Source organism: Streptococcus jiangnanensis (assembly GCF_040888325.1).
GTDB classification, from domain to species: domain Bacteria; phylum Bacillota; class Bacilli; order Lactobacillales; family Streptococcaceae; genus Streptococcus; species Streptococcus jiangnanensis.
In genome coordinates this window covers 117,493-136,651 of the sequence record NZ_JBFNFF010000003.1, presented here as the reverse complement: position 1 = coordinate 136,651, position 19,159 = coordinate 117,493, and the positions used below count along the sequence as shown (strand labels likewise).

General features: G+C 39.4%; 15 protein-coding genes, 1 tRNA gene and 1 riboswitch. Of the genes, 12 read left to right on the top strand and 4 right to left on the bottom strand.

All coding sequences use genetic code 11. The features are described from left to right. The first annotated feature begins 37 nt into the window (after window positions 1-37). Together AB2B49_RS05140 and AB2B49_RS05135 are read left to right on the top strand one after the other, a co-directional pair. Window positions 38-955, top strand: coding sequence for a metal ABC transporter solute-binding protein, Zn/Mn family (locus tag AB2B49_RS05140; protein ID WP_049505764.1), 918 nt, complete (start codon window positions 38-40; stop codon window positions 953-955). A 7-nt stretch (window positions 956-962) separates the two neighbouring features. After that, entirely contained in the window at window positions 963-4,361 is a 3,399-nt protein-coding gene (locus tag AB2B49_RS05135; RefSeq protein WP_320691977.1) for a pneumococcal-type histidine triad protein, read from the top strand. 36 nt (window positions 4,362-4,397) lie between these two features. On the opposite strand, the gene pepT is transcribed toward AB2B49_RS05135, so the two are convergent. Further along, the gene (pepT, locus tag AB2B49_RS05130) at window positions 4,398-5,621 is read right to left on the bottom strand and encodes a peptidase T (protein ID WP_320691976.1); all 1,224 of its coding nucleotides are present in this window, start codon (window positions 5,619-5,621) and stop codon (window positions 4,398-4,400) included. Window positions 5,622-5,979: 358 nt separating this feature from the next. On the opposite strand from pepT, the gene pitA reads away from it, so the two are divergent. From pitA to hemH, 6 genes are all read left to right on the top strand, one after another. After that, window positions 5,980-8,565, top strand: coding sequence for a PI-2 pilus tip adhesin PitA (gene pitA / locus AB2B49_RS05125; RefSeq protein WP_320691975.1), 2,586 nt, complete (start codon window positions 5,980-5,982; stop codon window positions 8,563-8,565). Beyond that, a complete protein-coding gene (sipA, locus tag AB2B49_RS05120; protein WP_033629816.1) occupies window positions 8,565-9,116 on the top strand; it encodes a PI-2 pilus system signal peptidase SipA in 552 nt (183 codons plus the stop codon). The genes pitA and sipA overlap by 1 nt, the downstream gene beginning before the upstream one ends. Beyond that, complete coding sequence (locus tag AB2B49_RS05115; RefSeq protein ID WP_049505767.1) at window positions 9,116-10,381, top strand: DUF7601 domain-containing protein; 1,266 nt, start codon at window positions 9,116-9,118, stop codon at window positions 10,379-10,381. The genes sipA and AB2B49_RS05115 overlap by 1 nt, the downstream gene beginning before the upstream one ends. A gap of 16 nt (window positions 10,382-10,397) precedes the next feature. Then, window positions 10,398-11,399 (top strand): class B sortase, encoded by a 1,002-nt coding sequence (gene srtB / locus AB2B49_RS05110; protein WP_049505768.1) that lies wholly within the window; start codon window positions 10,398-10,400, stop codon window positions 11,397-11,399. A gap of 75 nt (window positions 11,400-11,474) precedes the next feature. Then, the gene (gene srtB / locus AB2B49_RS05105) at window positions 11,475-12,347 is read left to right on the top strand and encodes a class B sortase (protein ID WP_320691974.1); all 873 of its coding nucleotides are present in this window, start codon (window positions 11,475-11,477) and stop codon (window positions 12,345-12,347) included. Between the two features lie 77 nt (window positions 12,348-12,424). Continuing rightward, window positions 12,425-13,519, top strand: a complete 1,095-nt coding sequence (gene hemH, locus AB2B49_RS05100; RefSeq protein ID WP_320691973.1) for a ferrochelatase — start codon at window positions 12,425-12,427, stop codon at window positions 13,517-13,519. 41 nt (window positions 13,520-13,560) lie between these two features. Here hemH and mscL read toward each other — a convergent pair whose 3' ends face one another. Together mscL and AB2B49_RS05090 are read right to left on the bottom strand one after the other, a co-directional pair. After that, window positions 13,561-13,941, bottom strand: a complete 381-nt coding sequence (gene mscL / locus AB2B49_RS05095; protein ID WP_000910207.1) for a large conductance mechanosensitive channel protein MscL — start codon at window positions 13,939-13,941, stop codon at window positions 13,561-13,563. Between the two features lie 79 nt (window positions 13,942-14,020). After that, window positions 14,021-14,458, bottom strand: coding sequence for a GtrA family protein (locus AB2B49_RS05090; protein WP_002874529.1), 438 nt, complete (start codon window positions 14,456-14,458; stop codon window positions 14,021-14,023). A 28-nt stretch (window positions 14,459-14,486) separates the two neighbouring features. Then, window positions 14,487-14,583: riboswitch (PreQ1 riboswitch) on the top strand. Between AB2B49_RS05090 and AB2B49_RS05085 the strand changes: the two genes are divergently transcribed. The 4 genes from AB2B49_RS05085 (at window position 14,581) to dapA (ending at window position 17,729) form a co-directional block, all read left to right on the top strand. Then, window positions 14,581-15,093, top strand: a complete 513-nt coding sequence (locus AB2B49_RS05085; RefSeq protein ID WP_000737303.1) for a QueT transporter family protein — start codon at window positions 14,581-14,583, stop codon at window positions 15,091-15,093. Its footprint overlaps the riboswitch before it by 3 nt. A gap of 105 nt (window positions 15,094-15,198) precedes the next feature. Further along, window positions 15,199-15,271, top strand: a tRNA-Thr gene (locus AB2B49_RS05080). 389 nt (window positions 15,272-15,660) lie between these two features. Beyond that, window positions 15,661-16,737 (top strand): aspartate-semialdehyde dehydrogenase, encoded by a 1,077-nt coding sequence (locus AB2B49_RS05075; RefSeq protein WP_320691972.1) that lies wholly within the window; start codon window positions 15,661-15,663, stop codon window positions 16,735-16,737. A gap of 56 nt (window positions 16,738-16,793) precedes the next feature. Further along, window positions 16,794-17,729: a 4-hydroxy-tetrahydrodipicolinate synthase gene (gene dapA / locus AB2B49_RS05070; protein ID WP_320691971.1), complete on the top strand. Its 936-nt coding sequence runs from the start codon at window positions 16,794-16,796 to the stop codon at window positions 17,727-17,729. A 46-nt stretch (window positions 17,730-17,775) separates the two neighbouring features. Here dapA and mnmE read toward each other — a convergent pair whose 3' ends face one another. Then, window positions 17,776-19,149, bottom strand: a complete 1,374-nt coding sequence (gene mnmE, locus AB2B49_RS05065; protein WP_320691970.1) for a tRNA uridine-5-carboxymethylaminomethyl(34) synthesis GTPase MnmE — start codon at window positions 19,147-19,149, stop codon at window positions 17,776-17,778. Between the last annotated feature and the right edge of the window lie 10 nt (window positions 19,150-19,159).

The following is a 19,159-nucleotide window of genomic DNA, read 5'->3' as shown; positions in this document are numbered from 1 at the left end:
GTTAATTAAATGGTTAAATACTAGTTAAGGAGTAATGATGAAAAAAAGAACGATCCTATTATTGATGGCCAGTCTGCTGGTTCTTGTCTTAGGAGCATGTAGTCAAAAAGAAAAACAAGAAGCAAAAGGAATGAAGATTGTAACAAGTTTTTACCCAATCTATGCCATGGTCAAAGAGGTATCAGGTGACTTGAATGACGTACGGATGATTCAGTCAAGTAGTGGGATTCACTCCTTTGAACCGTCAGCAAATGACATTGCTGCTATCTATGACGCGGATGTCTTTGTCTACCATTCTCATACGCTCGAATCTTGGGCTGGAAGTCTGGATCCTAACTTGAAAAACTCAAAAGTTAAAGTTTTAGAAGCGTCTGAAGGAATGACGTTGGAGCGTGTACCAGGTTTGGAAGATGTTGAAGCTGGTGACGGCATCGATGAAAAAACACTCTACGACCCTCACACTTGGTTAGATCCAGAAAAAGCAGGTGAAGAAGCTCAGATTATCGCTGACAAACTTTCGGAGATTGATAGTGCTAATAAGGAAACGTATCAAAAGAATGCTAAAAACTTTATCGCTAAAGCCCAAGAATTGACTAAGAAGTACCAGCCTATTTTTGAAAAAGCGAGTCAAAAGACCTTTGTTACACAACACACAGCCTTTTCTTATCTCGCTAAACGCTTTGGTTTGAAACAACTTGGTATAGCAGGGATTTCCCCTGAACAAGAGCCAAGTCCGAGACAGTTGACAGAAATCCAAGAATTCGTTAAAACCTATAAGGTTAAAACCATCTTTACTGAGAGCAATGCTTCTTCTAAAGTCGCTGAGACCTTGGTCAAATCAACAGGAGTTAGCCTAAAGACACTCAATCCTTTAGAAGCAGATCCTGAAAATGACAAAACTTACTTAGAAAATCTAGAAGAAAATATGAATGTTCTTGCAGAAGAATTAAAATGAGGAGATGATGAAAATGAAGAAGAAATATATTGTAGCAGGATCGGCTCTTGTCCTTTCCCTAAGCCTTTGCATCTATGCATTGAACCAACACCAGGTAGAAGGAAATAAAGATAATAACCGTGTGTCTTATGTCGATGGGAAGCAAGATACTAAAAAAACAGAGAATCAGACACCAGATCAAGTTAGCAAAAAAGAAGACATTCAGGCTGAACAAATTGTTGTGAAAATTACCGATCAAGGTTATGTGACTTCACACGGTGATCATTTCCATTATTACAATGGTAAAGTTCCTTTTGACGCGATTTTCAGCGAAGAGCTGTTGATGAAAGATGCCAATTATCAACTGAAAGACGCTGATATTGTCAACGAAATCAAAGGTGGCTACATTATCAAGGTTGATGGTAAGTATTATGTCTACCTAAAAAATGCTAGTCAAGCTGAAAATATTCGTACCAAAGAACAAATTGAAAAACAAAAACAAGGGCATACATCTGACCAAAAAAATGATTCTAAGGAAGTTGTGGCAGCTAGAGCTCAAGGACGTTATACAACTGATGACGGTTATGTTTTTAACGCTTCTGATATCATTGAAGATACAGGAGATGCTTATATCGTTCCCCACGGAGGACACTTCCATTATATTCCTAAGAGTGATCTGTCAGCGGGTGAATTAGCTGCCGCAAAGGCTTATTTATCTGGCAATAGTTCAGCTCTCAGTCAACCCTTGTCACTGACACCGAATAATGGTGTTTCTGCAGCAGATGATGGTTATGTCTTTAACCCTAATGATATTGTCAGAGATACTGGCGATGCTTATATCGTACGACATGGGGACCACTATCACTATATCCCTAAATCATCTCTTAACAATCATCAAGCACAATCTAACACTCCAAGCTTAGAAAGTCCTTCTAATTCTACACCAAATAATCCGTTACCACATGTTCACCATGAAGAAGAGGAACACGATCATGGTTTTGATGCAAATAGAATTATAAGTGAAGATTCAGAAGGTTTTGTCATGAGTCATGGTGATCACAATCATTACTTCTTTAAGAAAGATTTGACACCTGAGCAAATCAAGGCAGCACAAGATCATTTGAAAGCTAAGTCACCAGTGACACCAAGTCCAAGTCATGAGGACCATGATGAAGATGAGCATGACCACCATCATGGTGAAGACCATGATCACGGCTTTGATGCGGATAGAGTCATCAGCGAAGATGCAGCTGGCTTTATCATGAGTCATGGTGATCACAATCATTACTTCTTTAAGAAAGATTTGACACCTGAGCAAATCAAGGCAGCACAAGATCACTTGTACGGAAATAAACATTCAGAAACTAGCCCAGATAACCACATTAGTAAACCAGAAGAACACCATCATGATAACCATGGAAACCATCATGAGGAAGAACACGATCATGGCTTTGCAGCAGATCGAGTGATAAGTGAAGATGATAAAGGATTTGTCGTTTCTCATGGAGATCACAACCACTATTTCTTTAAAAAAGATTTAACAAAAGATCAGATTAAAGCTGCTCAAGAACATTTAAACAGTCATAAAACTGAGTCTGTTAAACCTCTTGCAAAAGATGTAGAAGCATTTTCTAGAGAGGCCAGTGACAAAGAAAAAATGGAGTATATTGCTAAGACCTACGGTGTACCGCTAGAAGCCATTCGCATTTCAAATGGATTCTTTGTCTTTGGAAATCCGGATCAAGCTTATGATCCAACCCATATCCATCCCTATGCCGTTCGAAAAGAACATGTTCGTATTCCTCTCCAAACTGGAAATCCAGAACTGGATTTCCTAAATGAACTTTATACGACTGCACTACGTGATGGGGTGTCTCCTTATAGTTTGCAAGTAGAAAATGGTAGTTTTGTGATTCCTCACGGAGACCACAATCACTACATCAAGGTTCAAACCAAGGGCTATGAAGTAGCTTTGAAAAATAAGATTCCGGCCCTACAATCGACCTATCAACCTGGGGCTTTTGATGAACAAACTGTTCTATCTAAAGTGGATCAACTTTTAGAATATAGCAGAAATATTTACAAAGACAAGCCTATCGCACAAAGACAGATTGAATTAGCTTTAGGTCAGTTTACTGAAAATATGAAGAAACTAGCAACCAACTCTACGGCAGGTTATCTTGCAACACTTGATCTTTTTGATAAGCAATATATCCATATTGATGAAAGTATCAAACCTGTTGAAACAAGCGCTCTAGATAAGAAATATCAGGCCTTGATTGATAAAATCAATACACTAGATACAGACTCTTATGGTCTTCCTAAGAAAGAGCTTCTCGTTCAACTTCAAGAAGCTAAATTAGCTAAAGATGAGGCTGGTTTAGCAGCGGTTGAATCACAACTTCAAGCCTTACAAGACTTTAATGATCGAACAGGTGTTACAACTGTAGAATACATCAAGTATTTCTACGAACACGTAAATGATGGTCGTTTGAGTGATGAACTGCGAAATAAAGTAGCTCAGTTGACTTGGACCTTGTATCAATCTCAATCCTTCCTTAAGGCAGCAGAATTGAACAAATTATTCCCAAGCATCTATCAGGCAAAACAAGAAGTGGAAGAAGCTTTGAAAGCTCAACCAACTACTGCAAAATCAACGCAAACAGTTCTAGATACTGAAAAAGTCGATAATCAAAGTGCCAAAACAGCTATTTATGGCTTCTTGAAAGAATTGTATGGAGACTTTATGCCTGAGGAACATGTCAACCATGTTAGCAAGGAACAAGTAGAGAGTCTCCTGAGCAAGGCAAATCAACTCTTGGAACAAATCCAAGAAGAAGGTATCAAACAATCATTGGCAGAAGAAGTAGAAAATCTCAAAGCTGCCACAAACAAGGCTGATGCAGACTTGGATGAAGTAAATAGTCAGGTGAAAGACGTCTTGACTCGTATCGCTAGCGCCCTTAAACAAGAGAAGGAAAATGCAGAGCAAGATCCTCAGACACTTGTACTCTATCAAAAACTCTACGATATTCTCATGTCGCTTCACTCATATTTAGAAAATAATAAGGGTTCTGATGCAGACTTTGATAAGGTTGATGCTCTACTAGATCAGCTATCTGCTAAGAGTAAAGATAAAGCCGCTTTACTTGAATTGACAAAATCTATTCTGGTCTTAAATCAAGAAATCAAGTCAAAATCAAGCGTCGGTGAAGAAGCAACCCCAACAAGAAATGTTGAAGCAAATAGTGGTAAGACAAGTACTGAAACTGAAACATCAGCAACTGCAGAATCTAACAGCGAAACTACCAGCGACGAAAACAAACCGAGTAATGCAACAGATTCTAAACCAGCTGAATCAACTTCAGAAAAGGAAACAACAGAATCTACAACAAGCACTGAAAATCAAGAAAAACCAGTAGAATAAAAAGAAAGGCGAAGTAGCTAAGCTACCTCGTCTTTTTTAGTCTTTATAGGATACAATGCCAATGATGGTATCCACCGCACGCTCCATAGTCTGAAGGCTGACGTATTCAAAACGTCCATGCATGTTTTCACCACCAGCAAAGATATTTGGAGTTGGAATTCCCATAAAGGAAATCTTAGAGCCATCTGTTCCACCACGAATTGGTTCGATAATAGGCGTGATATTTAAATCTTCCATAACAGCTTTAGCAATGGTAACGGATGTCATGTCTTTCTCAATGACTTCCTTCATATTGTAGTACTGGTCTGTCAGAGTTAAAGTCACGCGATCATTCCCAAGCTCTTGATTCATCTTGTCAGCGATGGCTTGCATAGCTGCTTTACGTGTTTCAAAGGAATCCTTTTCAAAGTCACGAATGATGTAGCTTGCACGCGCCTCCTCGACACTACCTGTCACATCCATAAGATGATAGAAACCTTGATAACCGTCTGTCAATTCAGGTCGGTCATTCTCTGGAAGTTGATTATGAAAATCAATCGCTAGCTGAAGGGCATTGACCATCTGACCTTTAGCAGTACCAGGATGAACATTGCGCCCTTGGAAATGGAGTTCAGCAGCTGCTGCTGAGAAAGTCTCGTACTGAAGTTCTCCTAGCGGACCACCGTCAACAGTATAGGCAAAGTCAACGTCAAAATCTTCAGCATCAAACTTGTTAGCTCCAACACCAATTTCTTCATCTGGTCCAAAACCAACTCGAATCTCACAGTGTTTGATTTCAGGATGAGCTGTCAAATATTCGATAGCAGTCATAATTTCAGCAATCCCTGACTTGTCATCAGCACCCAGCAAGGTCGTGCCATCAGTTGTGATAAGCGTTTGGCCTGGATATTTCTCAAGGCTCTTGAAATCAGCAGGATCGAGTTTAAAACCAGAATCTCCTAAGTCGATAGCTCCACCATCGTAATTTTTGATGACTTGCGGATTAATTCCCTCAGCATTAAAGTCAGCTGTGTCCATGTGGGAGATGAAGCCAATCTTGCGTGTCAAGCTAGGATCATTAGCTGGTAAGGTACCAATGGCGAAACCATTTGGAAGGTAGTAAACATTTTGCAGACCGACACGTTTCATTTCGGGAATAAGAACATTGGTCGCAAAATCTACCTGGCTTTGCGTACTTGGAGTAGTAGTAGAGTGTTCATCAGAACGAGTATTGACCTTAACGTAGGTCAAAAAACGATCTAAAAGGTTCGGATAAGTCATAAAAACTCCTTTAACAATCATAAAATAGAATGCTATCTTCGGAAAAAGCCTCATTCTGAAAATTTCATGAATTTTGAAAAAATATAATAATTCAAATTCAATAGACTTTCAAATGAAATCTTGGATATCTTAGAATAAAATATATGCATTGATATTTTATGAGATTTTTTATTTCTTTTATCATTTTACCATAGAATAGTTTGAAAGACAAAGAAGAATCATACTCTTTTATTAATTAACATAATATAAAATTAATCATATTAATTGACACTGCGTGAACTTTATTGTACAATTGTCTTGCAAATGTTTAGATTGATATAACAATAGATTTAAAAGCAAAATAATTAAGGAGAATAAAATGAACATTCGCTTCGATTTTAAGAAAGTTCAAATTATTGCGCGCCGTTTAGTTACACTGTTAGCTATTCTGTTTTTGTGTGCTCCGATAAGTCTGTTAAATGCAGATTCTACTACAGAACCTCAGACAACTCTTCATAAGACAATTACTCCGATATCAGGACAGGATGACAAGTATGAGTTGTCATTGGATATCACATCCAAACTGGGAACGGAGACCCAAACGGATCCCTTGGATGTTGTTTTAGTAGCAGACCTCTCAGGAAGTATGAATAAGAGAGATGTTCCTTCTTCTACTGGCCGAACAATTACAAGATTGGATGCTTTAAAAAATACCCTTAAAGGAACTCGAAATCGTCAGGGATTAATTGATACGATTTTATCCAATTCAAATAATCGGTTATCCATGGTAGGTTTTGGTGGAAAAATCGATAATAAGTTTGCGGAACAAGCATGGAATTCCTACTACCGAAAATGGGAGTGGGGGTATCGGTATTGGCCGTATGAAGAGAGAACAGCATTTTATGATGGTGTGTCCCCATGGGATGATGCGGAAACAATTTTAAATTGGAATAACGATGCTAGTGGTTCAAAGACTGCAGTCAGTAATATGAGAATTGCTGGCGGTCAATCAATAGGGACTGAATCAGGAATCGGTACAGGAACCAATATTAGTGCGGGTATTCGTATTGCTAATCAATTGATAGATAGTGCAAGACCAAATGCCAAGAAGGTTGTTATTGTTCTATCAGATGGTTTTGCCAATATGTATTACAATGACAGTGGTTATACAGTTTATAACTATAATAATCAAGATGGATCAGAAACGGCACCAGATTGGTTCTGGAATAATTTAGATGTATCTATCAATAATCTCGCCTATAGTCTCGCTCCAAAACTAGCTGGCTTTTACTCTATTAAGTTTCGTTATTCAAATAATGTCGATAGTATTACCAGTTTGCAGTATTATATCAGGTACCACAATTCTTCTATTCCTAATGAAATCCTATCCGCAAATAATGAAGACCAGTTACGAGACAGTTTTAAAGATATCACAGATAAGATTTTGCCTCTGGGGGTCCACCATGTGACCATCAAGGATGTTCTTTCTAAGTATGTTCAGTTATTACCTAATGGATCTTCAGATTTTCGTGTCGTTAAAGAGAAAGATGGTAGCAGTGAAACATTAAGCAACGAGCAAGTAACTTTTGAAACCAAGACAAGCTCAGAAGGATTAGTGGAGGTTACGGCTAATTTTTCTCCTAATTATTCCTTGGAAGATGGCGCTAGATATGTACTAAAATTTAAAGTTGCATCTAGTCAAGAAGCTCTAGATGCTATCGCTGGTGATAAAAAATTAGAGGCTGGGGATGCTGAGGGATCCGATGTTAATAAACTCTACTCCAATAAAGGAGCTAGTGTCACATATTCTTATGGAATAGGCACCTCTCAAACCAAGATCAAAGATTACTCTGACAAACCAACCTTCAAGCCTTCAGATCCATTAACGGTTCCAGTGGAAGTTAAGTGGGAAGGTGTTAATGGAAGTAGCACAGTAACAGCTAGTCAACCTAAGGCTTTAGATTTTAAATTAATTCAAAAGAGCAAGAGTGGCGGAACTGACAAGAATGAATATAGGAAAACTAGTGTTGGAGTAAAAGCAGGTGAACTAAGTGAAACTTCCAATTTTGAAAAAGTAGCTAAGGGTTATCAATATGATCTTACAGCCCCTGATGTTCCAGGTTTTACTAAGGAAGTAAAAAAAGAAGGAACGGACCAATCGCCAACCTTTAAAGTATCTTATCGTCAATTACCTAGTTTGACGATAAGAAAGATATTAGTCCCTGAAGATACATCGAATAAGAGTTTTAATATTAACATCGAGCTAACTGATAAAGAACGAAATCCTATAAATGGTACTTTCGGTGATATCAAAGTTACTAATGGACGTGCTCAAATACCATTAACACATAATGCCGAAAAATCTCTAAAATATCTCCCGTATGGAACTCATTACAAAGTTGAAGAAGAAGCGGCATCAACGAACGGTTACCACGTTACATATGAGAATCAAGAGGGTGATCTGAATAAAGACGAAAGCAGTATTGTTACAAATCACAAGCTTCCAAGTTTATCAGTCACAAAAAAAGTTACAGGCGTATTTGCCAATCTATTAAAATCCTTCAAGATTACCATTAACATCAGGGATGCTCAGAATAGCCCATTGAATGGAACCTATAATGCAACGGTGAATAATAAAAGAACCTCTCTGCAATTCACGAATGGTCGAGCGTCTATTGATCTCAACAAAGACCAAACCATAAAAATTGATGGACTTCCACTCGATAGTCACTATACCGTAGAAGAGGAATCAAACTCTTCGCGTGGATATCAGGTTTCTTATGAAAATCAAGAAGGCAAGCTGGATGGGGATAAGTCCGCGACAGTCACGAATAATAAGAATAGTGTACCTGAAACCGGAGTTGACTTCCTCAGCAGTACACTCGTGTTAGGAATAATCCTTCCTCTAGGGGGAATCTTCTTTACAATCCTGCTCGGATATCTAGTGGTACATAGGAGAAAATAATGCTACTTAAAAAGAAACATAAGAAAACAGTAACACAAGTCAATTGGGATAAGTCTCCGCCGAGTGTATGGGGAGATATCCTCTACTTAGTCAGTAAGCTTCTGATGGTTGGATTTGTACTGGCCACCCTTTACTTTTTTGTCTTTGGACTATTGAGATACAATGACGATGGCATGAAGCCAGCCTTAAAAGATGGCGACTTGGTTGTCTACTATAGGTTGGATAAACGTTATTCGATTGGTGATCTGCTTGTCTATAGTTATAAGGGTAAGGAAAGAGTGGCGCGTGTCATTGCAACCGAAGGAAGTACGATCGATATAAACGAAAATGGTCTCATTATCAACGGTTCTCCTCAACAAGAGCAGGATATCTACAAAGAAACGCTGCTCTATAAGGAAGGGGCTAGCTTCCCAATGAAAGTCCCAGCAGGACAACTCTTTGTCCTCGGAGACAATCGAACAACGGCTGTAGATAGTCGTGCTTTTGGAACCATTCCTATACAGGATACCCATGGCAAGGTGGTAACAGTCCTAAGGCGACGGGGCTTTTGATGATAATTTATGAAAAAAGAAATTTAAAAATAAAAGGAATAATCATGAAAAAAACATTTTTGAAAAAATTAGTTACTGCAAGTATTGCAGCTGTAACCGCCTTGTCGGTCTTTAGAGGAGTGCCAACATTTGCGGATGATAATGATGTGGCAACTGCCAAAGCAACTGGTGAAACAAGTGCAAAAGTTTCTATTAATAAGGTGTTGAATATTGCGGAAGGAATTACAACACCTGAAGCAACCTTTACTTTTACTTTCACCCCTAAAACTGGTACATCATCAAATGGTGCACCTTATGAAACAATTGATTCTTCTAATGGTCAAATTACAGATAAAAATGTATCTTATTCTGGAACAGACGTTTTAGCAACTGGACAAACTAGCATAAAGAAAGAAACCGGCGATATTTTTAGAGAAGTGAACTATACACATGCTGGTGAATATGTCTATACTGTTGCTGAAAAACAAAATGTTGGTTGGAAAGTTATTCAAAAAAATGGTTCACCTATTGATTTTATGACATATGATAATCGCAACTATGAAATGCACGTTATTGTTAAGAACAAAACTACAGGAGGAACATATATTTCTTCTGTGTATTTTAAACAAGTCACTCCAAGTGTGAATGGTAAAGTAAAACCATCTGAAAGTGGAACTACTTACAAATATGATCTTTTCACTAACATTTATCGTAAAAATGCTGGTAAAATTACAGATCCAAATGAACCAAACCCTAATAAACCAAATGTTTCAAAAGTTGACCCAAATGCTAAATCTTTAGTAATTAAAAAAGTTGTATCAGGTGCTACTGCAGATAAATCAAAAGATTTCACTTTCAAGCTTACTTTTACCAAAGCATCTACAGAAACTTCACAATCCATCACTGGTAAAATCGGTGAAACCTCAAAAACATTTGTCTATGGTCAAGAAACAACTATAACACTACGCCACGATCAATCTTTGGTGTTTGACACAATTCCTGCAGGTACTCGTTATAAATTGGTTGAAACAGGATCTCAAGGTTACACAGCTTCAGCTGCATATAAGGAGAACGGAGCATCAAAAAATCAAGCTGGTACAGTTTCTACAAATTTCACTCAAGATAGTATTCTTATTGGTGAAAAACCAAACGATAACACTATCACAAATAGCTTACCAGACGTTACCCCTACTGGTCTTTTGATTGACAATCTTCCTTTCATCTTGATGATTGGTCTTGGTTTGGCTGGATTTGTTGTTTTGTCTAAAAAACGCAGACAAGCTTAAACAAGTGGTTTGACTGATGAAAATCAAGCGTGAGAAACCAAAAAGGAGTTTGTCTAGGCATCTGGTCCTTGCTGTAGATGCATTGATGAATCATATCTTGCTCCTCTTGGCGGCCTTAGTCTTTCTCTTTGGTTTCTACGCCCTTTGGGATTCCAATCAGGTTTATTCTCAGGCTTCATCAAGTGAGTATGAGGCTTATAGACCTGTTAGTACCAGTGAGAAGGATGAGCTTGCTAGTTTTTCTGGCTTTCACAAGCTACAGCAAGTCAATCCAGAGGTTCTCGGTTGGATCAATGTCTATGGCACCAATATCGACTATCCCTTAGTCCAAGCCAAAGACAATGAAAAGTACCTGAACAAAGATTCCAAGGGAGAATTTGCAGCTACAGGAGCTATTTTCCTTGAGGCTCGAAATGAATCCAAGTTCGAGGACTTTAATACCATCATCTACGGACACCATGTAGAAAATGGGGTTATGTTTGGAGATGTAGCAAAGTTTTCTGATAAGGAATTCTTTGACCAGCATCGCTACGGCAGTATTTACTATAATGGCGTTGAAAAAGGTCTTGAAATCTTTGAAATGCTCGAGGTGGACGCCTATGACTTTAACATCTACGATCCAGGTATTAATGGGGATGATCGGCGCCAAGAATATATCGATCACTTACTCTCGGTTGCCATTCACAAACGAGACATTACACTGGGGCCAAATGACCATATCATCCTTCTCAGTACCTGTTTCCTAGACGTAACAAATGGGAGACATATCGTAGTTGCCAAGATTACGGATACGGTTCCAAAGAACACCTTCCATACGAAAAAATCAAAACCATTCCCTTATAGTGTCTTTGATGATTCGTCGCTCGGACGATTTCTCTCATCGATTCCTTTGTGGATATGGTACATCATCTTGTTTATCTTGCTCTTGCTATTGATCTTCTTGCTCATCATCCTCTATTTGATCTTGCGTCGTAGAAGAGAAGCAAAGGAAGAAGGAGCAGATACCATTACTGACTAAACTACCAATAAAAGAGAAAGGGATAGCCTCTCTTGCTCTTTTATTTTCAAGGCTAGAAAGGAGAAAGCAGGAAATATGAAAACAAGTACAAGTCGCGAAGCCATAAAGGCCATTCTATCCCTCTTTCTAGCTTTTTTCTGTCTTTTTACAGCTGATAGAGCTCTTGCGAGCGACTACGATCATTATAATCCCATTGAAAAGGATGCCAGCAGTACGGGCTTTGAAACCTTGCAACACCTCAACAAGGATGTTTGTGGTTGGATTAGCCTCGATGGGACCAAGGTAGACTATCCTCTCTTACAGAGTCAGGACAATGTCAAATACCTTGACCGCAATGCCTTTGGCGATTATACTGTGTCAGGTTCTATATTCCTAGACTATCGTTTTAACCCAAATTTTACGGACTTTAACACCATCATTTATGGTCACTCCATGGCTTCTGGTGCTATGTTTGGGGAGATTCAAAAATTTGCGGATCAAGATTTTTTTGAAAAGCATCGTTATGGCTCTATCTATTATAACGGCCGTGAACGAGGGCTTGAGATATTTGGAATTTTAGAAGTAGATGCCTATGACGCGGAGATTTACCGAACTTTGAGTTCCAACGATGAGGAACACCAGGCCTACTATCAATATTTGCTAAGTAAAGCCAAGTACAAGCGAGATGTTTCCTTGACCTCAACGGACAAGATTGTTTTATTAAGCACCTGTTTCCTTAATATTACCAACGGACGGCATATCCTCTTAGCTAAAATAACGGATGCACCAGTAAAAGCAGCCCAGGATAAAAGTGGGGAAGCAGTAGGGACGCGGTATTTCGATCAAGGCCTACCAACGCATTGGATTTATATCCTTGCCTTTCTTCTCCTGATTATCGTTATTTTACTCCTTGTCGTTATCATCCTAATCATGAGACGAGATAAAAAGTCTAAAGACAAAAAGAAATAGTAGACGTCGGAAGCGTTTACTATTTTTTTCTTTCATGATAGAATAGATAGTGAAAATAATAACATAAGGATGATAACATGAAAAAAGCAATATTAATGATGACCTTTGGATCTCCAGAGGAGATTAGTTTTGAAGGAGTAGCAGAATTCTTTACAAACATTCGTCGTGGAGTTAGACCCCAAGACCACGAGATTCAGACTCTCTATGACAACTACGTCCTTATCGGTGGGACGCCCTTGCAGCGGATTACACGTGAGGAGGTTGATTTAGTCAAGGAACGTTTAGGCGAGGAGTACGGTATCTACTTTGCCAACAAATTTTCTCGTCCCTTTATTCCAGACGTGATCAAACAGATGGAAGCTGATGGTGTTGAAGAATGTATCTGCTTGATTTTGGAACCTCATTATTCTTTTTACTCAGTCATGGGGTATGAAAAGTTTCTGGAAAGCCAGCAGATCCGATTTTTAGTCATTAAGGACTGGTATCAACAGCAGCCTTTGCTGGACTTCTGGACAGATGAGATTGAAAAAATTTTACGAAACCATGTGGGAGAAGAGCCTTTCAAGGTAATCTTTTCAGCACACAGTGTTCCCATTTTTGCCTTAGACTATGGAGATCCATATATCGATCAGATTTTCGATAATAGCAAGCTAATCGCTGAACAACTCGGCCTAATGACAGACCACTATACCAATACTTGGCAGAGCGAAAGCGATATTGGAATCCCTTGGATCAAGCCAGATGTTTTAGAATATTTACGAGAACAAAAGCAACATCCCGAGCATTATATTTTTGTCCCGATTAGTTTTATCAGTGAGCACATCGAAGTCTTGTTTGACAACGATGTAGAATGTTATGAGTTGTGTCAAGAATTAGGTGTCACCTACCATCGTCCACCTATGCCCAATACGGATAGCCGTTTAATTGATGCTTTAGTTGCTACTGTAAGAGCCAACGAAAACAAAGAATTCAAAGCTTTTCTCCCAGAAGAAGAAACCTTTGATGAGTTAGCGCCTTCAGCAACCACTAAGGATATTATGGAGGAGACAAACGACCTTCAGATGCCAGAATTTGTGAAAAAGCTCATTGAGAAAAAAGGTCGTGAAAATGTGAAGATGCCTTACTTGATTAAGAAAATGCTCGAAAAGGCTGGGAAGTTACCAAAAGAGTAAAGAAAAAAGGATTTAGCTTTAAGCTAGATCCTTTATTTGTTTTATTTTTTCTCAAGAAGAGCTTTGATTTCTTGAAGAACTTCAAGTTCAGTTGGAGCAGCAGGTGCTTCCTCAACCACTTCCTCTTTCTTACGAAGGTTTTGAGCTTTTTCAATACCTTTGATAACGAAGAAGAGAACTGTACCCACAACAAGGAAGTTGATAACAGCGCTTAAGAATTTACCATATGTAACACCATTCCATGCAAGCTCAGCGATGTTTTGTACTTTCGCAGCTTCCAAAGCTGGGTTCAATAGAAGTGGAGTGATGATGTCATTAACAAATGAAGTAACGATAGCACCAAATGCAGAGGCAATGATGACACCGACAGCGAGGTCAACGACATTACCACGAAGCAAGAATTCTTTAAGATCCTTTAACATTTTCATAAATTCCTTTCCTAATTTTCTAATTTATTATATCCTAAATTGTGACAAAAAGCAACTTGAACGCTCAAAGTGGTCAGTTGTTCCCTTTAAAAATATAGATTTTACTGAAAATATAGTTTAAAATGATGATCAAGATTTGTGCTAGAATAGTTTCAATCGTATTAACCCTATCTATATTAAATTCGACAAACTGGCCAATAATATCAGGGAAAGTTGTAACAAAGATATAAGTTAAAAGAACGTCAAGACCAAGAGTAGAAAGACGAGCTAAGAAAAACTTAGCCAGGCGGGTTGGCCAATTCCTTCTCTCTTGTTTAAAGACGATTGTATCATTTGTGAGAAAGGCAAAGAGAATCCCGATAATATTTGCGAGGGCAGTTGCGAGGATTTCCTGGTGGCTGATATGGTAAATAACCAAACGTGATACAATAGAAACCAGAGTAGTAGCGCCACCAAAAAAAAGATAGGCAAGGATTTCATTATCAAAGAAAGCTTTTATTTGATTTTTCATGATTTTAGTATAGCATAAAGTCATATATTGTGCTATACTGGTAAGGTTGATAACCTCAACCCTTGGTGCTTAGCTTCTTTCACCAAGCATATTTTACGCGGGAAACCGCTAAAGGAGAAAACATGAAAAAATTAACTGTTCGTGACATGGCAGACATCGCTATCGTTGCTGCGATCTATGTAGTTTTGACTATTACGCCACCAATCAATGTTCTTAGTTTTGGGGCGTATCAGTTCCGTATTTCAGAAATGTTGAATTTCTTGGCCTTTTACAACCCTAAATATATCATCGGTGTGACAATTGGATGTATGATTGCTAATTTATTTAGTAGTTTTGGCCTAATAGATGTCTTTGTCGGTGGAGGTTCTACCCTAGTTTTCCTTAGTCTAGGGGTATTGCTCTTTGCAAAATACAGCAAAGATTACCTCTTTAACGGATTGATTCGAAAAGATCATTTCTTCTTTTCAATCCTCTTCTCCATTTCAATGATTACCATTGCAGCTGAACTCCATATCTTGACAGAAGCTCCCTTCTTCTTCACATGGTTCTCTACTGGAATTGGTGAGTTTGCATCACTTATAGTGGGAGCGATTTTGATTGGTAAATTGGGACAGCGAATCGATCTAACAAAATAAGAAGTTTATAAGCTAGATTCTTGCTAAATCTAGCTTTTTTCATTCCATAAAATTAAAAGAGAGCGCTTGACAAGAACATAGAACTATAGTATACTTTTTAGGTAAGCTGATTTAGCTCAGTTGGCAGAGCGCATCCATGGTAAGGATGAGGTCGCCGGTTCAATCCCGGCAATTAGCATTAAATAGATACAAAAACCCTTATTTACAAGGGTTTTTGTTATGTCTGCCCCAAATTTTTCAAAGATATTTCTTATGCACCTGTATAAATGAAGCAAAGAGTTTTGGCTGTTGACAAAAGTGACTCTATCTAGTAGAATAGTAGATGCGATGAGTCGATAGGCAGTCTTCGGACTGCTATTGAGCATAAGGAGGTCATAACGCAGGAGCGGACCTTGATGAGTTGTGTGAACCTGCTCATCACATGAAGATGCCTCTTAGTCCCTGGTCAATGACTAGGGATTTTTAATTTTCAGAAAATATAACCCAAAAATGCTTTTCAATTTCTGGAAAAAGTAGTATAATACATCTATTATAGAAATTTTTAGAAAATTCCGAAAGAGGTTATTTATGGGATATACAGTTGCTGTAGTCGGCGCGACAGGTGCTGTCGGAGCTCAAATGATAAAAATGTTGGAAGAATCATCACTTCCTATTGATAAAATTCGTTACCTTGCTTCTGCACGTTCAGCTGGTAAGACTTTGAAATTTAAAGATCAAGATATTACGATTGAGGAAACAACTGAAACAGCCTTTGAGGGTGTTGATATTGCACTCTTCTCAGCTGGTGGTTCGACATCTGCTAAGTATGCTCCCTACGCAGTTAAGGCTGGTGCGGTAGTAGTGGATAATACATCTTATTTCCGTCAAAATCCAGATGTACCATTGGTTGTCCCAGAGGTCAACGCTCATGCACTTGATGCCCACAACGGAATCATTGCCTGCCCTAACTGTTCAACAATCCAAATGATGGTGGCTCTTGAGCCTGTTCGTCAAAAATGGGGCTTGGACCGTATCATCGTTTCAACTTACCAAGCGGTCTCAGGTGCTGGTATGGGAGCGATTCTTGAAACACAACGTGAACTTCGTGAAGTCTTGAATGATGGTGTGAATCCACGTGATTTGCATGCGGAAATCTTGCCTTCAGGTGGTGATAAGAAACACTATCCTATCGCCTTTAACGCTCTTCCGCAAATCGATGTCTTTACTGACAATGATTACACTTACGAAGAGATGAAGATGACCAAGGAAACGAAGAAAATCATGGAAGATGATAGCATTGCAGTGTCTGCAACATGTGTTCGTATTCCAGTCTTGTCAGCTCACTCTGAGTCAGTTTATATCGAAACAAAAGAAGTAGCCCCAATCGAAGAAGTGAAAGCAGCTATCGCAGCCTTCCCAGGTGCTGTTCTTGAAGATGATGTAGCTCATCAAATCTATCCTCAAGCTATCAACGCTGTTGGCTCACGTGATACCTTTGTCGGTCGTATCCGTAAAGACTTGGATGCCGAAAAAGGAATCCACATGTGGGTTGTTTCAGATAACCTCCTCAAAGGTGCTGCTTGGAACTCAGTTCAAATCGCAGAAACGCTTCATGAGCGTGGATTGGTTCGTCCAACAGCGGAGTTGAAATTTGAATTAAAATAGTCATATCGTTTAGGAGTTCAGATGAACTCCTTCTTTGAAATAGAGAGGTGTTTCTCATGTCTTATCAAGATTTAAAAGAGTGTAAAATCATCACGGCCTTTATTACCCCTTTCCATGAAGATGGTTCCATCAACTTTGATGCTATTCCAGCCTTGATTGAGCATTTGTTGGCCCATCATACAGATGGAATTCTTCTAGCTGGAACGACTGCTGAGAGTCCAACTTTGACTCACGATGAAGAGTTGGAACTCTTTGCGGCTGTACAAAAGATTGTCAATGGACGCGTTCCTTTGATTGCGGGAGTAGGTACCAATGATACACGTGACTCGATTGAATTTGTCAAAGAAGTCGCAGACTTTGGTGGCTTCGCTGCTGGACTTGCTATCGTACCATACTACAACAAACCTTCTCAAGAAGGGATGTACCAGCACTTTAAAGCTATTGCAGATGCATCAGATTTACCTATTATCATTTATAACATTCCAGGGCGCGTGGTTGTCGAATTGACTCCAGAAACTATGCTTCGTTTGGCAGACCACCCAAATATTATCGGTGTTAAAGAATGTACCAGCTTGGCTAATATGGCTTACTTGATTGAACACAAGACAGAAGAGTTCTTGGTCTATACTGGTGAGGACGGAGATGCTTTCCATGCCATGAACCTTGGTGCGGACGGGGTTATTTCTGTTGCCTCTCATACAAATGGGGACGAAATGCACGAAATGTTTACTGCCATTGCAGAAAGCGACATGAAGAAAGCTGCAGCTATTCAGCGTAAATTCATTCCTAAGGTCAATGCCCTCTTCTCTTATCCAAGTCCTGCTCCAGTTAAGGCAGTTTTGAACTATATGGGATTTGAAGCTGGACCAACTCGTCTACCTCTTGTTCCAGCACCAGAAGAAGATGCCAAACGCATTATCAAAGTTGTCGTAGATGGCGACTACGAAGCGACTAAGGCAACCGTAACAGGTGTCCTTAGACCAGATTACTAATAAAGACAATAAAATCCATGACCGCAAGAACGATCATGGATTTTGCTTATTTTCCTAAACAGAATTGGCTAAAGAGTTGGGTGATGAGTTCATCAGGTGCGGCATCTCCAGTGATTTCACCGAGAATTTCCCAAGTACGGGTCAAGTCAACTTGAAGCAAATCAACTGGCATCCCCAGTTCCAGCCCTTCATTAACTGCTTGTAGGCTTTCAACGGCCTTCTCAATCAAGGAAATATGACGGGCATTAGATAGGTAAGTAGCATCTTGCTCGACCAAACCAGCATTTTCAAAGAAGAGGTCGTTGATTCTATCCTCAATCTTATCAATGTTTTGGTTTTTAAGAACTGAAATACGGATGACATCTTCAGGTAGTTCCGAAGTTTCAATCGCTTCAGGCAGATCAGTTTTATTAAGTAGAATAATGCGGTTGGTATCTTGGCTGATTTCTAAGAGTTGGCGATCTTGGGCGGTCAGTGGTTCACTGGCATTTAGTACTAGTAGTACCAAGTCAGCTTCCTTGAGGGCTTTTCTAGAACGTTCGACACCGATTTGTTCCACGATATCATCTGTTTCCCGGATACCGGCTGTATCAATCAATTTGAGAGGTACACCGTTGATGTTGACGTATTCTTCGATGACATCACGGGTAGTACCAGCGATATCTGTAACGATGGCCTTGTCCTCACGAAGGAGATTGTTGAGGAGGCTGGATTTACCAACGTTGGGGCGTCCGATGATGGCAGTTGAAATTCCCTCACGAAGTATCTTACCGCGACGAGCTGTTTTAAGGAGATTGGTTAGCAATTGCTCAAACTCCATAGTTTTCTCACGGACGACTGCAGTAGTGGCTTCCTCAACATCGTCATACTCAGGATAGTCGATATTGACCTCAACTTGGGCAAGTGTATTGAGGATTTCTTGGCGAGTATTATTAATGAGGTCAGAAAGAGAACCGTCCAATTGTTTGACTGCAATATTCATGGCCTTATCTGTCTTAGCACGGATGATGTCCATCACTGCCTCAGCCTGTGTCAAGTCCACGCGACCGTTTAGAAAGGCGCGTTTGGTAAATTCACCAGGTTCTGCCAACCGAGCTCCTTCACGGATAGCTAGTTGGAGAATCTCATTGGTCACCGCAATCCCACCGTGAGTGTTAATCTCGATAATATCCTCACGAGTGAAGGTCTTTGGAGACTTCATTGCTCCAACCATAACTTCGTCCATGACCTTCCCTGTCTGCGGGTCAATAATGTGACCGTAGTTGAGGGTATGGCTTGCAACCTTGCTCAAGTCTTTTCCTTTAAAAATCTTTTGCGCAATGGCAAAACTGTCAGTTCCGCTCAAGCGGACAATACCAATGGCTCCTTCACCTAGTGGAGTAGAGATAGCAGCGATGGTATCAAATTCACGTGTAATCATACTAATTCCT